The sequence below is a fragment of the uncultured Gelidibacter sp. genome (assembly GCF_947500795.1).
Taxonomy (GTDB): domain Bacteria; phylum Bacteroidota; class Bacteroidia; order Flavobacteriales; family Flavobacteriaceae; genus Gelidibacter.
The window spans coordinates 391,750-409,836 of record NZ_CANMTE010000003.1 but is presented as its reverse complement, the minus strand read 5'-3'; the positions used below and the strand labels follow the sequence as shown (position 1 = coordinate 409,836).

The following is an 18,087-nucleotide window of genomic DNA, read 5'->3' as shown; positions in this document are numbered from 1 at the left end:
TATCAAATGAAAAATGCTCCAAGTTTGAGAAAACTTGGAGCATTTTTTTTTGTCTTATTATGAATGAATCCGGTAATAATTAACCTTGTCTTAAAGCATTAATTTCTTGATTGGTGGCATCTATAAAAGCTAAAACTTCATCTCGTCCAACAGCATTAGTAGAGGATGTGATAAAGTATTTAGGAGTTTCCTCCCATGTTTTAAGAAGTTCTTGCATATAAGCTTCTGCATTTCGCAAGATAGCCTTAGGTTTCAATTTGTCTGCTTTTGTGAAAATAATAGAAAACGGAATCCCGTTTTCGCCCATATATTCCATAAATTCCAAATCAATTTTTTGTGGCTCATGTCTTAAGTCCACCAATACAAATGCCGACACTAATTGTTGTCTCTTTTCGAAATAGTCGGTGATGAATTTTTGGAATTTCTTTTTTGAAGTTTTAGAAACACGCGCATATCCATAGCCAGGCAAATCGACTAGGAACCAATTTTTATTGATTAAAAAATGATTGATCAGCTGTGTTTTTCCTGGTCTTCCTGATGTTTTTGCTAAATTTTTATGATTGGTCAACATGTTGATCAATGAAGACTTGCCAACATTACTACGCCCAATAAAAGCATATTCTGGCAGTGTATCCTTAGGGCATTTTTCCACTTCGGAGTTGCTCATTAAAAATTCGGCAGTTTTGATGATCATTTTATTTGGATTTTAAACGCAAAGGTCGCCAAGTTTGACGCAAAGAACGCGAAGTTTTTTATTTTATTAATAGTCAGTGGTCAGATGTCCGCTAACTTTAGCTTAAACGGAGTTTAAAGATTCCGTTTCTCAAGCCATTCGGCAAGAATTTTATTGAATTCCTCAGGGTGCTCCATCATTGCAGCATGACCACATTTATCAATCCAATACAAGTCGGAATCCGGTAAAAGTTGATGAAATTCTTCAGCTACTTCAGGAGGTGTTACAATATCGTTTTTTCCCCAAATGATGCACACTGGCAAATTCATGTTAGGAAGATCTTTAGCCATGTTGTGACGTATTGCGCTTTTCGCAATGGCTAAAGTTTTGATCAATTTATTTCTATCGTTGACCGTTTCATAAACTTCATCAACAATTTCTTTGGTCGCAATTTCAGGATCATAAAAAACATCTTGTGCCTTTTTCTTGATCACTTCATAATCGCCACGTTTGGTGTAACCACCGCCCATCGCACTTTCATACAAGCCAGAACTTCCAGTAATAATGAGTGCTTTTACTTTGTCCGGGTATAGTTTAGTGTGGTAAAGTCCAATATGGCCACCTAAAGAATTTCCGAGCAAAATAACGTCGTCCAGCTCTTTATAGGCAATAAAATCATGAAGATATTTTGCAAAGCTTCGCACATTGGTTTTGAGCAAAGACATGGAATAAATCGGTAATTCTGGGATAATAACTTTATAGCCTTTGTCGCCAAAATGATTTAAAACAGCACCAAAATTACTCAACCCGCCCATTAATCCATGGAGAACAATGATGGGTTTGCCTTCGCCTACTTCAATATAACTGTAATTTTTTTCTTTTTTTAAGAGGTGTCTCATTAATGGTTAGTAGTTATGCATAAAAAACAAATATAGTTATTTCATTCAAATTTTATTTCTTTTTGAGCAGTTTCCAAGCATAACTTCTTCATTAGTTGTTTACAACTGAATTTCCACTTTTCTCCCACTTTTTAATCGACTGAAAAACAAGTAATTAATTATTTGTGAATCCTGCATTTTATCGAAAATAAGCTTCAAAAAGCTAAACTTATCAACAAAAGTGGTAAATTGTGGTAAAAGGTGGTAATATTTTCAATATATTTGAATCTTAGTCTATAGAAACAGAACCAAAAGCTTTTGAACTCATTAATAGGGACATACGAATGTAAAGTTGACGCCAAAGGGAGGCTTATGCTACCTGCTGCGATCAAAAAACAGCTGTTGCCTGCACTTCAAAACGGTTTTGTTTTAAAAAGAGCGGTTTTTCAACCTTGTTTGGAATTGTATCCAATGACCGAATGGGAGTCTTTGATGCAAAAAATGAACAAGCTGAATCGCTTCAAAAAGAAAAATAACGATTTCATAAGACGATTTACGGCTGGAGTGAAAATGGTAGAAGTGGATAGTGCGGGCCGTTTGTTGATTCCTAAGGATTTAATGACGTTTTCTGGAATTTCTAAGGAAATCGTAGTGTCTTCAGCAATTAATATTGTGGAGATCTGGGATAAAGATAAATATGAACAAGCTATAGATGACGCGGCTGACGATTTTGCAGACTTAGCCGAAGAAGTTATGGGACAAGATGATGACACAGATGGAATATCATAATCCGGTTTTGCTTACTGAAACAGTGGATGGCTTAAATATTAAGCCTGATGGTGTGTATGTGGATGTCACTTTTGGTGGCGGTGGTCACAGTAAAGAAATACTAAAACGCCTCGGACCAAACGGGAAATTGTTCGCTTTTGATCAGGATAAAGATGCTTTGTCGAATGCTATTGATGATGATCGCTTTATGTTGATCAACGAGAATTTCAGATTCATCAAACGTTTTTTACGTTTTTATGGCGCGAAAGAAGTAGACGGCATTTTGGCTGATTTTGGAGTGTCTTCACATCAATTTGATGTAGCTGAACGTGGATTTTCTACACGATTTGAAGCAGATTTGGATATGCGCATGAACCAGGATAATAAATTGTCTGCCTTTCATGTCATTAATAAATATGATGAAGATCAAATTGCTGATGTGTTGTTGCAGTACGGCGAATTACGTCAAGCTCCAGCAATGGCAAAAGTGATTGTTGAAGAGCGTGCAAAGGAAGAAATTATATCTAGCGAGCAGTTAAAAGAGGTCTTAAAAAAGTTTGTAAAACACAAAAACGAGAATAAGGTTTTGGCGCAAATTTATCAGGCAATCAGAATAGAGGTGAATCAGGAAATTGAAGCCTTAAAAGAATTTTTGACCCAAACTCCAGAAGTGTTGAAAGTTGATGGACGCTTGTGTTGTATCTCATACCATTCCTTGGAAGATAGATTAGTGAAACGCTTTATCAGAAATGGATTATTTGAAGGAGAACCTGAACGTGATGTTTTTGGAAATTTTGAAGTGCCTTTAAAAAAGGTCGGCGGATTAATCGTGCCGTCCAAAGCTGAGATTAAAGAAAATAGTAGAGCACGAAGCGCTAAGCTTCGCATCGCTAAGAAAATATAATCACAAGAATCTGTATTGTTTAATTAAAAGAGATTCCTGCCTTCGCGGGAGCTGGGATGAAAAATAACATTTATCACATATTAAGAGGTAAGTTTTTGGTCAGCGATGATTCCTTTAAAAATTGGAGAATCATCCTTTTTATTTCCTTTTTGGCCATTGTGATGATTGCAAGTTCTCATAGTGCAGATCAAAAAGTACATGACATCGCACGGTTAAATAATGAAGTAAAGGAGTGGCGCTCGGCATTCGTAGATGGGAGATCAAAATTGATGCGCCTTAAAATGGAATCGGGAATCGTTCAAAAAATGGCAGAAAAAGGAATTGCACCTTCTTCTAATCCGCCAAAAAAAATAAAAGTTAAATCACAGGAAGACTAGTGGCAAACACTGAAAAAAACATATTAAACCGATTGTATTTCGTTGCAGGCATCATGTTTGTAATTGCATTGGCTGTGGTGTTCAAGTTGTTTACCATTCAAATGGTGCAAGGCGACAAGTATCGGGAATTGGCTGAAAAAAGAACCGTTCAGAATGTGACTATTCCGGCTAACCGCGGGAATGTGTATGCGTCTGATGGCAGTTTATTGGCAACTTCAATTCCTAAATACGACATCCGTTTTGACGCGTTAACGCCAACCAATAAAACCTTCGAAACCTATTTAAAACCTTTAAGTGATTCATTATCCAAATACACAGGGAAATCTTCTGGGTATCATGAAAAAGAGTTAAGAAAAGCAAGAATCAATAAAAACAGATATTTCCTAATTGCAAGAAATATCAATTACACCGATTATACGCGTTTGCGAAACTTTCCACTATTGAATCTTGGTGCTTATAAAGGCGGGCTTATAGTTGAGCAGACTACAAAGCGCGAGCATCCAATGGGTGGTATTGCGCAGCGTTCTATTGGTTTTGAGCGTATCGATGAGAATGGATATGTAACCAGAGCTGGTATTGATGGTGCTTTTGGTGAGATGTATTTGAGAGGTAAAGATGGTCATCGAATGAAGCAAAAAATTGGCAAAGGTCAATGGAAGCCTATTACGGACTATAATGAAATTGAGCCTCAAGATGGTTATGATGTGTATACCACAATCGATGTTAACATTCAGGATATTGCACATCATGCGTTGTTGGAGCAGCTTGAAAAATATAAGGCCGATCACGGAAGTGTGATTGTCATGGAAACAAAAACGGGTGAAATTAAAGCGATTTCCAACTTGGGTAGAAATGCAAACGGTCATTATTATGAGCGTTTAAATTATGCGGTTGGAGAAAGTAATGAACCTGGATCTACCTTTAAAATCATGGCGATAACCGCTGCTTTAGAGGATAAAGTGATTGATACAAGCGATGTTTTTGATACCAAAAACGGGATTTTAAGTTTTTACGGTAAGAAAGTTAGAGATTCTAAACACGGCGGATATGGTAAAATATCCATCGCGCGAGGCATTGAACTGTCATCAAATACGGCTATTGTTGCGGCAATTGATAAAGCTTATAAAGATCAACCTAGCAAATTTATTGACCGTCTGTATGCCATGAATTTGAATAATAGTTTGGATTTGGCCATTGTTGGTGAGCCAGAACCTATTATTCCTGATCCTAGAATTAAAAACGGACGTTGGAGTGGAATTGCATTGCAGTGGATGGCTTATGGTTATGGTGTTTCATTTACGCCTTTACAAACTTTGACATTCTACAATGCGATTGCTAATAATGGTGAAATGGTAAAACCTCAGTTTTTGCGTGAAGTGCGCGAATTTGATAAAACCATCGTGCCTTTTAAGAAAGAGGTTATCAATCCGCGAATCTGTTCTCAGGAAACTGTAGATAAGGTTAAGAAGTTGTTGGAAAATGTGGTGGAACGTGGTACAGGAAGCAAGCTGTACTCGCCTAATTTCTCCATGGCCGGCAAAACAGGAACCTGTCAGAAGGATTATGCTAATAAGGATAAATTGAGTTATATCTCATCATTTGCGGGGTTCTTCCCAGCAGATAACCCGAAATATTCTTGCATCGTGGTCATTCATGAACCGGATAAGAGTGTTGGTTATTATGGCGCTGATGTTTCTGGTCCTGTATTTAAGAAAATCGCCCAAAAAATCTTTACGGACACACCAATTACTGATGAAGTTGAGACTTTGAATTTTCAAAATTCAATAGTTAATAAAGATTTCGAATCCTATTATGATGCAGCGCAGACTTATAAAACCATTATGCCAGATGTTACAGGAATGCCAGCAATGGATGCTGTGGCGCTTTTGGAAAATATGGGCCTGACTGTAAAGCTTAATGGTGTTGGTGTCGTGAAAAAGCAATCCATCGAAAAAGGAAATAAAGTAAAACGCAATCAAGAAGTCTATCTCAATATATAATGGCGCAATTAAAAGACATATTATATAAAGTTACCATCAACGCTGTTGTTGGAAATACGGGTGTGGAAGTGAATTCCATAGATTTCGATTCGCGCAATATTTCTGAAGGCGATGTTTTTGTAGCGATCAAAGGAACTGTTACAGATGGCCATCAATATATTGATTTGGCTATCGAGAAAGGTGCGGTTGCAGTGGTTTGCGAAAGAATGCCGGAGCAGACGCAAAACGGTGTTACTTATATTTCTGTAGAGAACGCGAGTAGGGCTTTAGCGTTTATGGCTGCTAATTTTTACGACAATCCGTCACAGAATTTAAAGTTAGTTGGGGTAACTGGTACCAATGGTAAGACTACCGTGGCAACCTTATTATACCACTTGTTTAAGAAAGCTGGGTATAAAGTAGGTTTGTTATCTACGGTTAAGGTGATGGTGGATGATAATGAGCATAAAGCAACCCATACCACCCCGGATTCTTTAACGATCAATAAGTATTTGAGTTTGATGAGCGATGAAGGTGTTGAGTTTTGCTTTATGGAAGTCAGCTCTCACGGAATTCATCAAAACAGAACAGAAGGCTTACACTTTGAAGGCGGCATTTTCACAAACTTGTCTCATGATCATTTAGATTACCACGCTACGTTTGCAGAATATAGAGATGTTAAAAAATCATTTTTTGACAACTTGCCAAAAAGCGCTTTTGCATTGGTTAATACCGATGATAAAAACGGTTTGGTGATGCTTCAAAATACTAAGGCTAAGAAAAGCACTTATGCTCTAAAAACCTATGCCGATTATAAAGCGCAGATTTTAGAAAATCAGTTGACTGGACTTTTGCTTAAAATCAACGATCAAGAGGTTTGGACGCGATTGATTGGAAATTTCAATGCTTATAATATTTTGGCTATTTACGCTGCCGCGGAATTGTTAGGACTTGAAAAAACAGAAAATCTGCGGTTGATAAGTGAGTTGGAGAGTGTGTCAGGACGTTTTCAATATCTCATTTCTGACGACAAGATCACAGCTATTGTTGATTATGCGCATACGCCAGATGCTCTTAAAAATGTTTTGGAAACCATTAACAGTATTCGTACAAAAAACGAAGAATTGATCACGGTTGTAGGCTGTGGTGGCGATAGAGATAAAACCAAGCGTCCTAAAATGGGACATATCGCTTCTGCTTTGAGCACTAAAGTGATCTTCACCAGTGATAATCCAAGGAGTGAAGTTCCTGAAGCAATCATAGAAGATATTGAGAAAGGTGTGGAGCCTCAAAATTTCAAAAAAACACTTTCTATTACAGATAGGATGCAAGCTATTAAAACCGCTTGTCAAATGGCACAACCTAATGATATTATTCTTATTGCAGGTAAAGGCCATGAAACCTATCAGGAAATAAAAGGGGTGCGAAAGGATTTTGACGATTATAAAATTGTTCAGGAATTTTTAAAGCAGCTTGGAAAATAAATTAAGAATTAAGAATTAAGAATTAAGAATTAAGAATTAAGAATTAAGAATTAAGAATTAAGAATTAACTGTTATAATCAACAACCTGCCCGTACCGAAAAGGAACGTTCGGGCGGGTCAACAATCAGCAATTAACAATCAACAATAAACAATGCTCTATTACCTATTTGAATATTTAAAACAACACTTTGATTTCCCTGGATCTTCTCTATTAGGGTTTATCACCTTTAGGGCGGCTATGGCTATCATCTTGTCGTTACTTATTTCAACAATTTATGGGAAACGCATTATTAGGTTTTTGCAAAAACAGCAAGTTGGCGAAACTATTAGAGATTTAGGCTTAGAAGGTCAAGTGGAAAAAGCTGGAACGCCAACAATGGGTGGAATCATCATCATTATAGCCACTTTAATTCCTGTGTTACTGTTCGCTAAAATTGATAATATCTATATCATCCTTTTAGTGGTGACCACACTTTGGATGGGAACTATCGGATTTATTGATGATTATATCAAAAAGTTCAAAAAAGATAAGGAAGGTTTAAAAGGGAAATTTAAAGTATTAGGCCAAGTAGGTTTGGGAATTATTGTAGGTGCGACCTTGTATTTCAATCAAAATGTAACCATTAAAGAAAAGTTGCCAATTGCCCAACAAAAGGAAATTCTGGCTGAAAACCCTAATGTGGAGGCTTCCAGGTTGTTTAAAGCTGAAGAAAAATCTACGAAAACAACTATTCCATTTGTTAAAGAAAATGAGTTTGATTACGCGCATTTGGTTACGTGGATCAGTCCTGATCTTGAAAAATATGCTTGGGTCATTTTCATTTTGGCATCCATTTTTATTATTACCGCCGTTTCAAATGGCGCGAATTTAACAGATGGAATTGACGGATTAGCGGCGGGAACATCGGCCATAATTGTGCTTACACTCGGGATTTTTGCATGGGTTTCCGGTAATATCATATTTTCTGAATACCTGAACATTATGTATATCCCAAGGGTGGAAGAAATTACCATTTACATCGCTGCTTTTGTAGGAGCATTAATCGGATTTTTATGGTACAACACCTACCCAGCGCAAGTGTTTATGGGAGATACTGGAAGTTTGACTATTGGCGGAATTATCGCAGTGATAGCAATTGCAGTGCGTAAAGAGTGGTTAATTCCGGTATTGTGTGGAATTTTCTTAGCTGAAAATCTATCAGTAGTAATGCAAGTGAGTTGGTTTAAATATACCAAACGAAAATATGGTGAAGGTCGACGCATTTTTAAAATGTCGCCATTGCACCATCACTATCAGAAATCAGGATATCACGAAAGTAAAATTGTAACTCGATTTTGGATTGTCGGAATTTTGCTCGCCATCCTATCGATTGTGACCTTGAAAATCAGATAGTTTGAATTTACGAAGTACGAATTAAGAATTGGGATTGGCATGAAGGAAATACTAAAAAATAGAACTAAAAAATTTGCGTCTGATTGTTGGCATTTATGTTCAAAGTTTCCTGTGTCAAGAGAATATAACGCCTATTGCAATCAATTAATTAGGTGTTCTAGTTCAGTTGGTGCAAATTATAGAGCTGCATGTAGAGCAAAGAGTAATGCTGACTTTTTAAATAAGTTGAAAATAGTAGAGGAGGAGGCTGATGAGAGTATGTTTTTTTTGGAATTGCTTTTAGAGGTTTCTAATAAAGAAGAAACGGAGTTAAAACGATTGCATGCTGAGGCAAATGAGATTTTGTCAATTATAGTTGCGTCTATTAAAACAATCCGAAATCGTAAATCGTAAATCTGAAATTGTAAATGAAAAGACTGGTAGTTCTGGGAGGTGGAGAAAGCGGTGTCGGTACAGCGCTCTTAGGAAAGGCAAAGGGCTATGAAGTATTCCTTTCGGATAAAGGAAAAATTAAAGAGAAATATAAAGAAGTTCTTATACATAATGAGATTGAATTTGAAGATGAGCAGCACACTGAATCAAAAATTCTGAATGCTGACATCGTGATGAAAAGTCCGGGCATTCCTGATAAAGCGCCTTTGGTGAAGCAAATCAGGGAAAACGGAATTATAGTTGTTTCAGAAATCGAATTTGCGGCCAAGTATACCAATGCAACTATTATTGGAGTAACTGGAAGCAATGGGAAAACAACAACGGCAACCTTAACTCACCATATTCTGAAACAAGAATTGGATGTTGGTTTGTCAGGTAACATCGGGAAAAGTTTTGCCCAACAGGTTTTGGAGCAAGATTATCCAAACTATGTGTTGGAGATCAGTAGTTTTCAGTTGGATGATATTGTGGATTTCAAACCGCACATCGCCATTTTGCTAAACATCACGCCAGATCATTTGGACCGGTATGATTATAAGTTTGAAAATTATATCGATTCAAAATTTAGAATCGCTTTAAATCAAACCAAAGACGATTACCTGATTTACGATGCAGATGATGAAGTCATTGCAGACTGGCTTAAATCACACAAAATTCAATCAACATTACTGCCATTTTCACTGACAAAAACCATTGAAAATGGAGCGTATTTAGACAAAGAAGAAATAAAAATAACGATAGATAATAATCAAATAATTATGCCAACAAACAATTTAACCCTTGAGGGAAAGCACAACATTAAAAACCAAATGGCGGCATCAACTGTTGCTCATTTATTAAAAATCAGAAAACAGACCATTCGTGAGAGCCTGGAGAATTTTCAAGGCGTAGAACACCGTTTGGAGCATGTTCTGAAAATAAATAAGGTACAATACATCAACGATTCAAAGGCTACCAACGTTAACGCAACGTATTATGCTTTAGAAAGTATGGATGCGCCAACAATTTGGATTGTAGGTGGTGTTGATAAAGGGAATAATTATAAAGAATTGTTTCAGTTTGTTAATGAAAAAGTTAAGGCAATCATTTGTCTTGGGGTTGACAACGAAAAATTAATGGACACTTTCGGAAGTATGGTTGATACCATTGTGGAAACGCAATCGATGAGTGACGCTGTAAAAATGGCTTACAAAATTGCTGAAACTGGTGATTCTGTGTTATTATCTCCAGCATGTGCAAGTTTTGATTTGTTCGAAAGCTACGAAGATAGAGGCCGTCAATTTAAAGACGCGGTTAGAAATTTATAATTCCCATTGAAGTTGTCTGTAAGGCAAAAGAAAATTTATGAATAATTTGTTATCACATATAAAAGGAGATCGGTTGATTTGGGCAATTGTCGCGTTATTGGCAATTTTCTCATTCCTTCCTGTGTACAGCGCCTCTAGTAATTTGGCATATACTAGCAGCTCTGGTAGCACGTTTTCTTTCTTTGTAAAACATTTTATGCATTTGTTTTTGGGCTTTGCAATTATGTATGGCGTACATCGAGTGCCGTACCGTTATTTTAAAGGATTATCCATCGTAATGATGCCAATTGTGTTGGTGTTATTGGTGGTGACGATGGTTCAAGGCACAACGATTGATGGCGCAAATGCAAGTAGATGGATACAGATTCCGATTGTAGGCATGTCTTTCCAGACCTCTACATTGGCGGCGGTTGTGCTGATGGTGTATGTGGCGCGCTACCTATCTAAAATTCAAGATAGAGCCATCACTTTTAAAGAATCCATTTTGCCATTATGGCTTCCAGTGTTCTTTGTGCTGATTCTCATTCTACCCGCCAACTTTTCAACTGCCGCGATCATGTTTGCAATGGTCATGGTGTTGACATTTATTGGTGGTTATCCTATTCGTTATTTGGGAGTGATCGTGGGCACTGGAATAGTAGTCTTGACCTTGTTTGTGTTAACGGCAAAAGCATTTCCTGACGCCATGCCAAACCGTGTGGATACTTGGATGAGTCGTATCGAGAACTTTTCAAACGGTGAAGATACAGAAGCCGATTATCAGATAGAAAAAGCGAAAATTGCTATTGCAACAGGTGAAATTGCAGGTTTAGGTCCAGGAAAGAGTGTGCAAAAGAACTTTTTACCACAATCATCATCCGATTTTATTTTCGCCATTATTGTTGAAGAATACGGATTGATTGGGGGTTTGGTTATCGTAACCGTCTACTGTTGGATGTTGTTCAGAATTGTCATCATCGCTCAGAAATCGGAAACGGTTTTCGGGAAATTAGTGGTTCTTGGGGTTGGGTTGCCTATCGTATTTCAGGCCTTTATTAATATGGCGGTTGCGGTAGAATTGTTCCCAGTTACAGGGCAAACCTTGCCACTTATCAGTAGTGGTGGTACCTCAATTTGGATGACCTGTTTGGCTATCGGCATTATTTTAAGTGTCAGTGCAAAACGTGAAGAGTTAAAGGAACAAGAAGAAGGCTTAGATAATCCGTTGGAAATATTGAGTGAAACGATATAAGCGGGGTAGAAGAGGGAAGAGAATACAGAAAAGAGAGAACAAAAAGAGATTAAAAATAGATTATTTGTAAAAGATAAAAAACAGAGTGACAGAAAAGAAACCATATCACATCATACTCTCAGGAGGCGGCACAGGCGGGCATATCTATCCTGCAATTGCTATTGCCAACGAGTTGAAGTCGCGTTTTCCGGATGCGAAGTTTCTTTTTGTGGGTGCTTCTGACCGCATGGAGATGGAGAAAGTGCCTCAAGCCGGATATGAAATTGAAGGGCTTTGGATTTCTGGCATTCAGCGTAAACTGACTTTAAAAAATTTGGCTTTTCCAGCGAAGTTGGTAGTTAGTTTGATGCGTGCACGAAAAATTGTAAAAACATTTAAGCCTGATGTGGCTATAGGCACTGGTGGATTTGCGAGTGGCCCTTTATTGCAGATTGCTGTATCAAAAGGTATTCCTAGCCTAATTCAGGAGCAAAACTCATTCCCAGGGATTACCAATAAATTATTGGGGAAGAAAGTGGATAAAATTTGTGTGGCTTATGATGGTCTTGAACGATTTTTTCCAAAAGAGAAATTGATTAAAACAGGTAATCCAATCCGTCAGGATTTATTGCAGATTGATTCCAAAGTGATAGAAGGCAAAGAAGCGTTCAAACAAAATCATGGCAAATACACTTTATTGGTTTTGGGCGGAAGTTTGGGAGCGAGACGGATCAATCAATTAATAGAAAAGGAATTGGAGTTTTTCCAAACCCAAAACGTTCAGGTGATTTGGCAGTGTGGAAAGTTGTACTATGACACTTATAAAAAGTATGATAGCTATGATAATGTGCAAGTCCATGCCTTTTTGAATACGATGGATATGGCTTATGCTGCGGCAGATTTTATAATTTCTAGAGCAGGAGCAAGTTCGGTTTCGGAATTATGTGTGGTTGGGAAACCAGTAATTTTTATACCGTCACCTAATGTTGCTGAAGATCATCAAACGAAGAATGCCATGGCTGTAGTGAATAAAGATGCAGCACTATTGATAAAAGAAGCCGATTTAGAGGTCGATTTCGAAAATAAATTTTCCCAATTGGTGGCGTCGTCAGAAAAGCAACAGCAATTGCGTACCAACATCAAAAAATTGGCATTGGTAAATGCAACCAAGGATATTGTTGATGAGGTGGAGAAGTTGCTGGAGTCAAAGAGTAGAGAGAAGAGAATATAAAGAATAGAATAGAGAATAGAGAATAGAGAGAGGTATTAGGAATTTTGGATATAAAAGCACTACATAACGTTTATTTTATCGGCATCGGAGGCATCGGGATGAGCGCGCTTGCACGCTATTTTGTTGCTGAAGGGAAGTCGGTGGCTGGTTATGATAGGACTCAAACTGAAATTACTGAAGCTCTAGTAGGTTTGGGTGTTGAGGTGCATTTTGAAGATGCGGTTAGCAGTATTCCTGAGGCTTTTTTAGATAAGGAACACACCTTGGTGGTTTATACGCCTGCAATTCCTAAAAATCATGAAGAATTCAACTTTTTCAAAGATCAAGGGTTTGAGCTTTTAAAGCGTTCTGCTGTGCTGGGTGAAATTACTAAAAACACCTTTTGCTTGGCGGTTGCTGGTACGCATGGGAAAACAACGACGACCAGTATTTTAGGGCATTTGTTGAATGCATGTGATGTTCCTGTGACTGCCTTTTTAGGTGGTGTCAGTGAGAATTACAATTCAAATTTTATCCTAAATGGAACGGAAGTTACGGTTGTTGAAGCCGATGAATTTGACCGTTCATTCTTAACGCTTTCTCCAGATATGGCAGGCATCACCTCAATGGATGCGGATCATTTGGACATTTATGGTGAAGCTGAAGAACTTACAAAATCGTTCATTGACTTTACGAAGCGATTAAAGCCAAACGGCAAACTATTCGTTAAAAACGGCTTGCCTTTAGAAGGCATTACCTACGGAATTGAAGATGACGCGGACTATTCCGCTCAAAATATAGAAATAATTAATGGCAGTTATCAGTTTGATGTGAAAACGCCAACTGGAACGCTACACAATTTTAAATTTAACCTACCTGGAAGACATAACCTGTCGAATGCTATAATGGCCTTGGCGATGACTGTAGAATATGGTATCCCTCACCAACAGCTCGCCAAAGCATTAGCATCCTTTAAAGGGGTTAAAAGACGCTTTACATACCAGATCAAAACAGACCGTTTGGTTTTTATTGATGATTATGCACATCATCCAGAAGAAATTAATGCAGTGCATGAAGCTGTTAGAGAAATGTATCCTGGCAAAAAAGTGTTGGCCATATTTCAGCCACATTTATTTAGCAGAACACGTGATTTTGCTGATGATTTTGGAAAAAGTCTTACTAAATTTGACGAAATTTTAATGCTCGATATTTATCCTGCAAGAGAATTGCCGATGGAAGGTGTTACCTCAGAATGGTTGTTGACAAAAATTGAAAATGATAACAAAAAATTAATCCAGAAATCGGAGTTGATTTCAGAAATAATGGCGTCAGATGCGTTTGTTATTTTAACAATTGGCGCTGGAGATATTGGAGAGCAAGTGAAACATATAAAACAAGCGTTGCAACTTGAAAATTAATTATAACTATATAAAAGTCATTGGATTGCTAGTGTTGGTGGCATTTCTTTTCGCGTTTTCCTCCATCAGGAATTCGGCCAGAAAGGTGAGTGAACCCAATATTAAATTTTTGGGCGATGAGAATTTATTTGTAACGCATGAAACTGTTAGTAAGTTGTTAATACAAAATCAACAGAGTGTTTCTAATATGCCCAAAGAAATTATAGATTTGAACGACTTGGAATCTGCCCTGAACGCCAATGTCATGATTAAGCAAGCCCAAGTGTACATCAACGTTGATGGAACCTTAACTGCTGAAATCGAACAAAAGAAACCAATTGCAAGAGTAAGTACAAATGCTTCTTACTACATTGATGATGAAGGTTCCTACATGCCGTTATCAACAAATTACACCTCAAGAGTACCTTTGGTTACAGGTTTTGTGACCAAAAATGAGTTGTATAATGTGTTTCATGTTGCTAAAAAAGTCCAAAGTGATGACTTTTTGAAAACACATGTTACAGAGATTCATCAGAATGAAAATAATACCATCGATCTAAAATTTAGATTGAATGATTTTACAGTGCAATTAGGGTCATTAGACCAATTAGATAAAAAAATAAACAATCTTAAAGCGTTTTATCAGAAAGCGATGAAAGATGGTTCTTTGGATAGTTACAGTACTGTCAATCTAAGATTTGATAAACAGGTTATATGTACCAAAAAGTAAAGGATGGAGAATAATAAAATTTCAGTAGGATTAGATGTAGGAACAACGAAAATTGTTGCTATGATCGGTCGTAAAAATGACTATGGCAAAGCCGAAATTTTAGGGATTGGTAGAGCTAAAAGTTTAGGTGTACATAGGGGCGTGGTGAATAATATCACCCAAACCATTCAGTCAATTCAGCAAGCTATTCAAGAAGCTGAAGCTGAAAGTGGCCAGAAAATTGAAGAAGTGACCGTGGGTATCGCGGGTCAGCACATCAGAAGTCTGCAACACAGTGATTATATCACACGTGCAAATTCTGAAGTGGTGATTGATGAAGAGGATATTGACAGATTGATCAATCAAGTGCATAAGTTGGTGATGCTTCCTGGTGAAGAAATCATCCACGTATTGCCACAAGAATATAAAATCGACGGACAGGCTGAGATTAAAGAACCAATTGGGATGTATGGCGGACGTTTGGAAGCTAATTTCCATGTGGTTGTTGGTCAAGTATCCTCCATCAGAAATATTGGACGTTGCGTAAAAAGCTCAGGTTTGGAGTTGGAAGGCATTACTTTGGAGCCTTTGGCATCAGCAAATGCTGTATTAAGTCAAGAAGAAAAAGAAGCAGGAGTAGCGTTGATTGATATAGGAGGTGGAACAACAGATTTAGCGGTTTTTAAAGACGGAATTATCCGTCATACTGCCGTTATACCTTTTGGAGGTAACGTGATTACTGAAGACATCAAGGAAGGCTGTTCAATTATTGAAAAACAGGCGGAATTATTAAAAATAAAGTTTGGTTCAGCTTGGCCAGGAGAAAACAAGGATAATGAAATTGTGTCTATTCCAGGTTTAAGAGGAAGAGAGCCAAAAGAAATTACGCTTAAAAACCTTTCGAAAATCATTCACGCACGTGTTGTGGAGATTGTTGAGCAGGTTTATGTGGAAATTAAAAACTACGGACACGAAGAGCAAAAGAAAAAATTGATTGCCGGGATCGTGTTGACAGGTGGTGGCGCACAGCTTAAGCATTTAAAGCAGTTGGTGGAGTATATTACAGGTATGGATACCAGAATAGGCTTCCCTAATGAGCATTTGGCAGGCGATAGCGATGAGGAAATTGCGAGCCCACTTTACGCTACTGCAGTAGGTTTAGTGATGGATGGTTTAAAACGTCAGGAGCGTAAACGTATTGAAAAAGCTGCGGCACAAGTAGAGGAAGAGAACCTTCAAAATATGGAGGCAGAAGCCCCAGAGATTGAAGAAGAACCAGAATTGATACCGCCGACAAAAAAAGAGCGTCGTACATTTTTAGACAAGTTAACAGAGCGTGTCAAAGATTTTTTAGATAACGCAGAGTAGAGATAAAAAAAAAGCGGCAGATAATAATCTGCGAAAAAGAAATTACAATTATTAATTAAGAATCCAGAAAAACCCAAAACATTATGAGCAATAAAAATGAATTTGGAAATATCGCATTCGATTTGCCAAAAAACCAATCCAACGTCATTAAGGTGATAGGAGTTGGTGGCGGCGGAAGCAATGCTATTAACCATATGTTTCAACAAGGAATCAAAGGTGTAGATTTCGTTATCTGTAATACAGATTCCCAAGCACTGCACAACAGTGGTGTACCAAACAAAATTCAGTTAGGAGTTAATTTAACTGAAGGTCTTGGTGCCGGTGCGAACCCTGAAGTGGGCGAGCAGGCTGCGCTTGAGAGTTTAGAAGATATTCGCCGCATGTTGGATACCAATACAAAAATGGTATTCATTACAGCTGGTATGGGGGGTGGTACGGGTACTGGAGCCGCTCCTGTTATTGCTAAAATGGCTAAGGAATTGGAAATCCTAACGGTTGGAATCGTCACAATGCCATTCCAATTTGAAGGAAGAACCAGAAATGAACAAGCTCAAAAAGGTATAGAAACTTTGAGAGCGCATTGTGATTCTTTAGTGGTCATCAACAATAATAAATTGCGTGAAGTTTATGGGAATTTAGGCTTTAAAGCAGGTTTCTCTAAAGCTGACGAAGTCTTGTCAACCGCTTCAAGAGGTATTGCTGAGGTAATTACCCATCACTATACGCAAAACATCGATTTACGTGATGCTAAAACGGTTTTAAGTAATAGTGGGACTGCTATTATGGGATCTGCTACAGCATCTGGTAAAACGCGTGCACAAGAAGCTATTATGAAAGCTTTAGATTCGCCATTATTAAATGATAATAAAATTACTGGAGCCAAAAACGTATTATTGCTCATCGTTTCTGGTGCTCAGGAAATTACTATTGATGAAATTGGAGAAATCAACGATCATATTCAAAATGAAGCAGGGCATGGTGCAAACATCATCATGGGTGTTGGTGAAGATGAATCGTTACAAGAATCAATTGCTGTAACTATTATTGCTACGGGATTCGACATTGAACAGCAAGATGAGATTTCAAATACAGAAACAAAAAAGGTAATTCACGCTTTAGAAGACGACAGCAATGACGTTAATGTTAAAGAACGTGAGCCTGCTATCATTAAACCGGAAATCGTTCTTGAAAAGGAAGAGGAGAAGGTTGTGGTCCATAAATTAGTGGAAGAAGAAAAGGTGGAAGAGGAAAAAAAAGAGGATTTAAATATGAATCTGATTCCAACCACTGAATTCATCAAAAACTTAAACGTGGTTTATGATGAGGTTTTAGATAGCGCAGACGAAGAAGATTTTATTATTACGCCTGTTCAGCCAACTAAGGCAGAAGAGCAAAAAGAGATTTTTGAGGAAGAGCAACAAATCACCTTAACTTTTGATTTGCCATTATTCAATCAAAATTTTGAAGAGAAACCAAAAGAAGAAAAGAAAGTTCTTTTCGATTTGGATGAAACTACAAGGGATATAAAAGTTAATGATCATGTAGAGATCATTCCAGTAACCAAATCTGACGAAAACGGAGAGAAACGTTATGCGTTGGATGATTTCATGACTTATGATTCTTCATTAAATAAATCAAAAACAAAGCACACGCTTGAGATTGAAGAGGATATTGTTTTTGAAAGAAAAGTGATTTCAACACCAGAAGAAACGTCATCTCCTGAAGAAATTGACCCAATGAACAGTCCAATTTCTGATATGTTGAAAGAGCGCGCAGATGAGAGAAGACGTAAAATGAAAGATTTCAATTACAAATTCAATTCTGCAAAAGTTGACGAAATCGAAAAAGAGCCTGCATATAAAAGACAAGGTGTCAATTTAGATGACAGAAGACACTCATCTGAATTTAATGCCTCTAGAATGTCTGTAGGCACTGATGATAACGATGATATTCAGTTAAGAAGTAATAATTCTTTTCTGCATGATAACGTAGATTAAT

Annotated in this window: 16 protein-coding genes; 14 read left to right on the top strand and 2 right to left on the bottom strand. The window is 37.5% G+C overall.

Annotation, left to right across the window (positions count from 1 at the left end; all coding sequences use genetic code 11):
- Positions 1-79 precede the first annotated feature (79 nt).
- Positions 80-691, bottom strand: coding sequence for a ribosome biogenesis GTP-binding protein YihA/YsxC (gene yihA, locus Q0947_RS09680; protein ID WP_299396719.1), 612 nt, complete (start codon positions 689-691; stop codon positions 80-82).
- 116 nt (positions 692-807) lie between these two features.
- Positions 808-1,572: an alpha/beta hydrolase gene (locus Q0947_RS09675; protein WP_299396435.1), complete on the bottom strand. Its 765-nt coding sequence runs from the start codon at positions 1,570-1,572 to the stop codon at positions 808-810.
- Positions 1,573-1,869: 297 nt separating this feature from the next.
- On the opposite strand from Q0947_RS09675, the gene mraZ reads away from it, so the two are divergent.
- The 14 genes from mraZ (at position 1,870) to ftsZ (ending at position 18,086) form a co-directional block, all read left to right on the top strand.
- The gene (gene mraZ / locus Q0947_RS09670) at positions 1,870-2,340 is read left to right on the top strand and encodes a division/cell wall cluster transcriptional repressor MraZ (protein ID WP_299396432.1); all 471 of its coding nucleotides are present in this window, start codon (positions 1,870-1,872) and stop codon (positions 2,338-2,340) included.
- Positions 2,327-3,223 carry a 16S rRNA (cytosine(1402)-N(4))-methyltransferase RsmH gene (gene rsmH / locus Q0947_RS09665; protein ID WP_299396715.1) on the top strand — a complete coding sequence of 299 codons (897 nt, stop codon included), beginning with the start codon at positions 2,327-2,329 and terminating at the stop codon, positions 3,221-3,223. Before mraZ ends, rsmH begins: the two co-directional genes overlap by 14 nt.
- A 56-nt stretch (positions 3,224-3,279) precedes the next feature.
- The gene (locus Q0947_RS09660) at positions 3,280-3,600 is read left to right on the top strand and encodes an FtsL-like putative cell division protein (RefSeq protein WP_299396430.1); all 321 of its coding nucleotides are present in this window, start codon (positions 3,280-3,282) and stop codon (positions 3,598-3,600) included.
- 53 nt (positions 3,601-3,653) lie between these two features.
- A complete protein-coding gene (locus tag Q0947_RS09655) occupies positions 3,654-5,600 on the top strand; it encodes a penicillin-binding protein (protein ID WP_299396711.1) in 1,947 nt (648 codons plus the stop codon).
- Entirely contained in the window at positions 5,600-7,063 is a 1,464-nt protein-coding gene (locus tag Q0947_RS09650; protein WP_299396428.1) for a UDP-N-acetylmuramoyl-L-alanyl-D-glutamate--2,6-diaminopimelate ligase, read from the top strand. Before Q0947_RS09655 ends, Q0947_RS09650 begins: the two co-directional genes overlap by 1 nt.
- Positions 7,064-7,214: 151 nt before the next feature.
- A complete protein-coding gene (gene mraY, locus Q0947_RS09645; RefSeq protein ID WP_299396425.1) occupies positions 7,215-8,456 on the top strand; it encodes a phospho-N-acetylmuramoyl-pentapeptide-transferase in 1,242 nt (413 codons plus the stop codon).
- 39 nt (positions 8,457-8,495) lie between these two features.
- Positions 8,496-8,849, top strand: coding sequence for a four helix bundle protein (locus tag Q0947_RS09640; RefSeq protein ID WP_299396423.1), 354 nt, complete (start codon positions 8,496-8,498; stop codon positions 8,847-8,849).
- A gap of 14 nt (positions 8,850-8,863) precedes the next feature.
- Positions 8,864-10,195 (top strand): UDP-N-acetylmuramoyl-L-alanine--D-glutamate ligase, encoded by a 1,332-nt coding sequence (gene murD, locus Q0947_RS09635; RefSeq protein ID WP_299396420.1) that lies wholly within the window; start codon positions 8,864-8,866, stop codon positions 10,193-10,195.
- 37 nt (positions 10,196-10,232) lie between these two features.
- On the top strand, positions 10,233-11,426 hold the full coding sequence (locus Q0947_RS09630; protein WP_299396418.1) for an FtsW/RodA/SpoVE family cell cycle protein: 1,194 nt from the start codon (positions 10,233-10,235) through the stop codon (positions 11,424-11,426).
- Between the two features lie 85 nt (positions 11,427-11,511).
- Positions 11,512-12,636 (top strand): undecaprenyldiphospho-muramoylpentapeptide beta-N-acetylglucosaminyltransferase, encoded by a 1,125-nt coding sequence (gene murG / locus Q0947_RS09625; RefSeq protein WP_299396415.1) that lies wholly within the window; start codon positions 11,512-11,514, stop codon positions 12,634-12,636.
- Between the two features lie 44 nt (positions 12,637-12,680).
- Complete coding sequence (gene murC / locus Q0947_RS09620) at positions 12,681-14,033, top strand: UDP-N-acetylmuramate--L-alanine ligase (RefSeq protein WP_299396413.1); 1,353 nt, start codon at positions 12,681-12,683, stop codon at positions 14,031-14,033.
- Positions 14,023-14,742: a cell division protein FtsQ/DivIB gene (locus tag Q0947_RS09615; protein WP_299396410.1), complete on the top strand. Its 720-nt coding sequence runs from the start codon at positions 14,023-14,025 to the stop codon at positions 14,740-14,742. The genes murC and Q0947_RS09615 overlap by 11 nt, the downstream gene beginning before the upstream one ends.
- A gap of 3 nt (positions 14,743-14,745) precedes the next feature.
- The gene (gene ftsA / locus Q0947_RS09610; protein WP_299396407.1) at positions 14,746-16,089 is read left to right on the top strand and encodes a cell division protein FtsA; all 1,344 of its coding nucleotides are present in this window, start codon (positions 14,746-14,748) and stop codon (positions 16,087-16,089) included.
- 83 nt (positions 16,090-16,172) lie between these two features.
- The gene (ftsZ, locus tag Q0947_RS09605; protein ID WP_299396404.1) at positions 16,173-18,086 is read left to right on the top strand and encodes a cell division protein FtsZ; all 1,914 of its coding nucleotides are present in this window, start codon (positions 16,173-16,175) and stop codon (positions 18,084-18,086) included.
- Position 18,087: the final 1 nt, after the last annotated feature.

Bases quoted from the DNA above. Each gene is read 5' to 3' on its own strand.
- murD (WP_299396420.1), top strand. From the start codon at position 8,864: ATGAAAAGACTGGTAGTTCTGGGAGGTGGAGAAAGCGGTGTCGGTACA.
- Q0947_RS09630 (WP_299396418.1), top strand. From the start codon at position 10,233: ATGAATAATTTGTTATCACATATAAAAGGAGATCGGTTGATTTGGGCA.
- Q0947_RS09660 (WP_299396430.1), top strand. From the start codon at position 3,280: ATGAAAAATAACATTTATCACATATTAAGAGGTAAGTTTTTGGTCAGC.
- ftsZ (WP_299396404.1), top strand. From the start codon at position 16,173: ATGAGCAATAAAAATGAATTTGGAAATATCGCATTCGATTTGCCAAAA.
- rsmH (WP_299396715.1), top strand. From the start codon at position 2,327: ATGGAATATCATAATCCGGTTTTGCTTACTGAAACAGTGGATGGCTTA.
- mraY (WP_299396425.1), top strand. From the start codon at position 7,215: ATGCTCTATTACCTATTTGAATATTTAAAACAACACTTTGATTTCCCT.
- Q0947_RS09655 (WP_299396711.1), top strand. From the start codon at position 3,654: ATGTTTGTAATTGCATTGGCTGTGGTGTTCAAGTTGTTTACCATTCAA.
- Q0947_RS09675 (WP_299396435.1), bottom strand. From the start codon at position 1,572: ATGAGACACCTCTTAAAAAAAGAAAAAAATTACAGTTATATTGAAGTA.
- Q0947_RS09650 (WP_299396428.1), top strand. From the start codon at position 5,600: ATGGCGCAATTAAAAGACATATTATATAAAGTTACCATCAACGCTGTT.
- Q0947_RS09640 (WP_299396423.1), top strand. From the start codon at position 8,496: ATGAAGGAAATACTAAAAAATAGAACTAAAAAATTTGCGTCTGATTGT.
- ftsA (WP_299396407.1), top strand. From the start codon at position 14,746: ATGGAGAATAATAAAATTTCAGTAGGATTAGATGTAGGAACAACGAAA.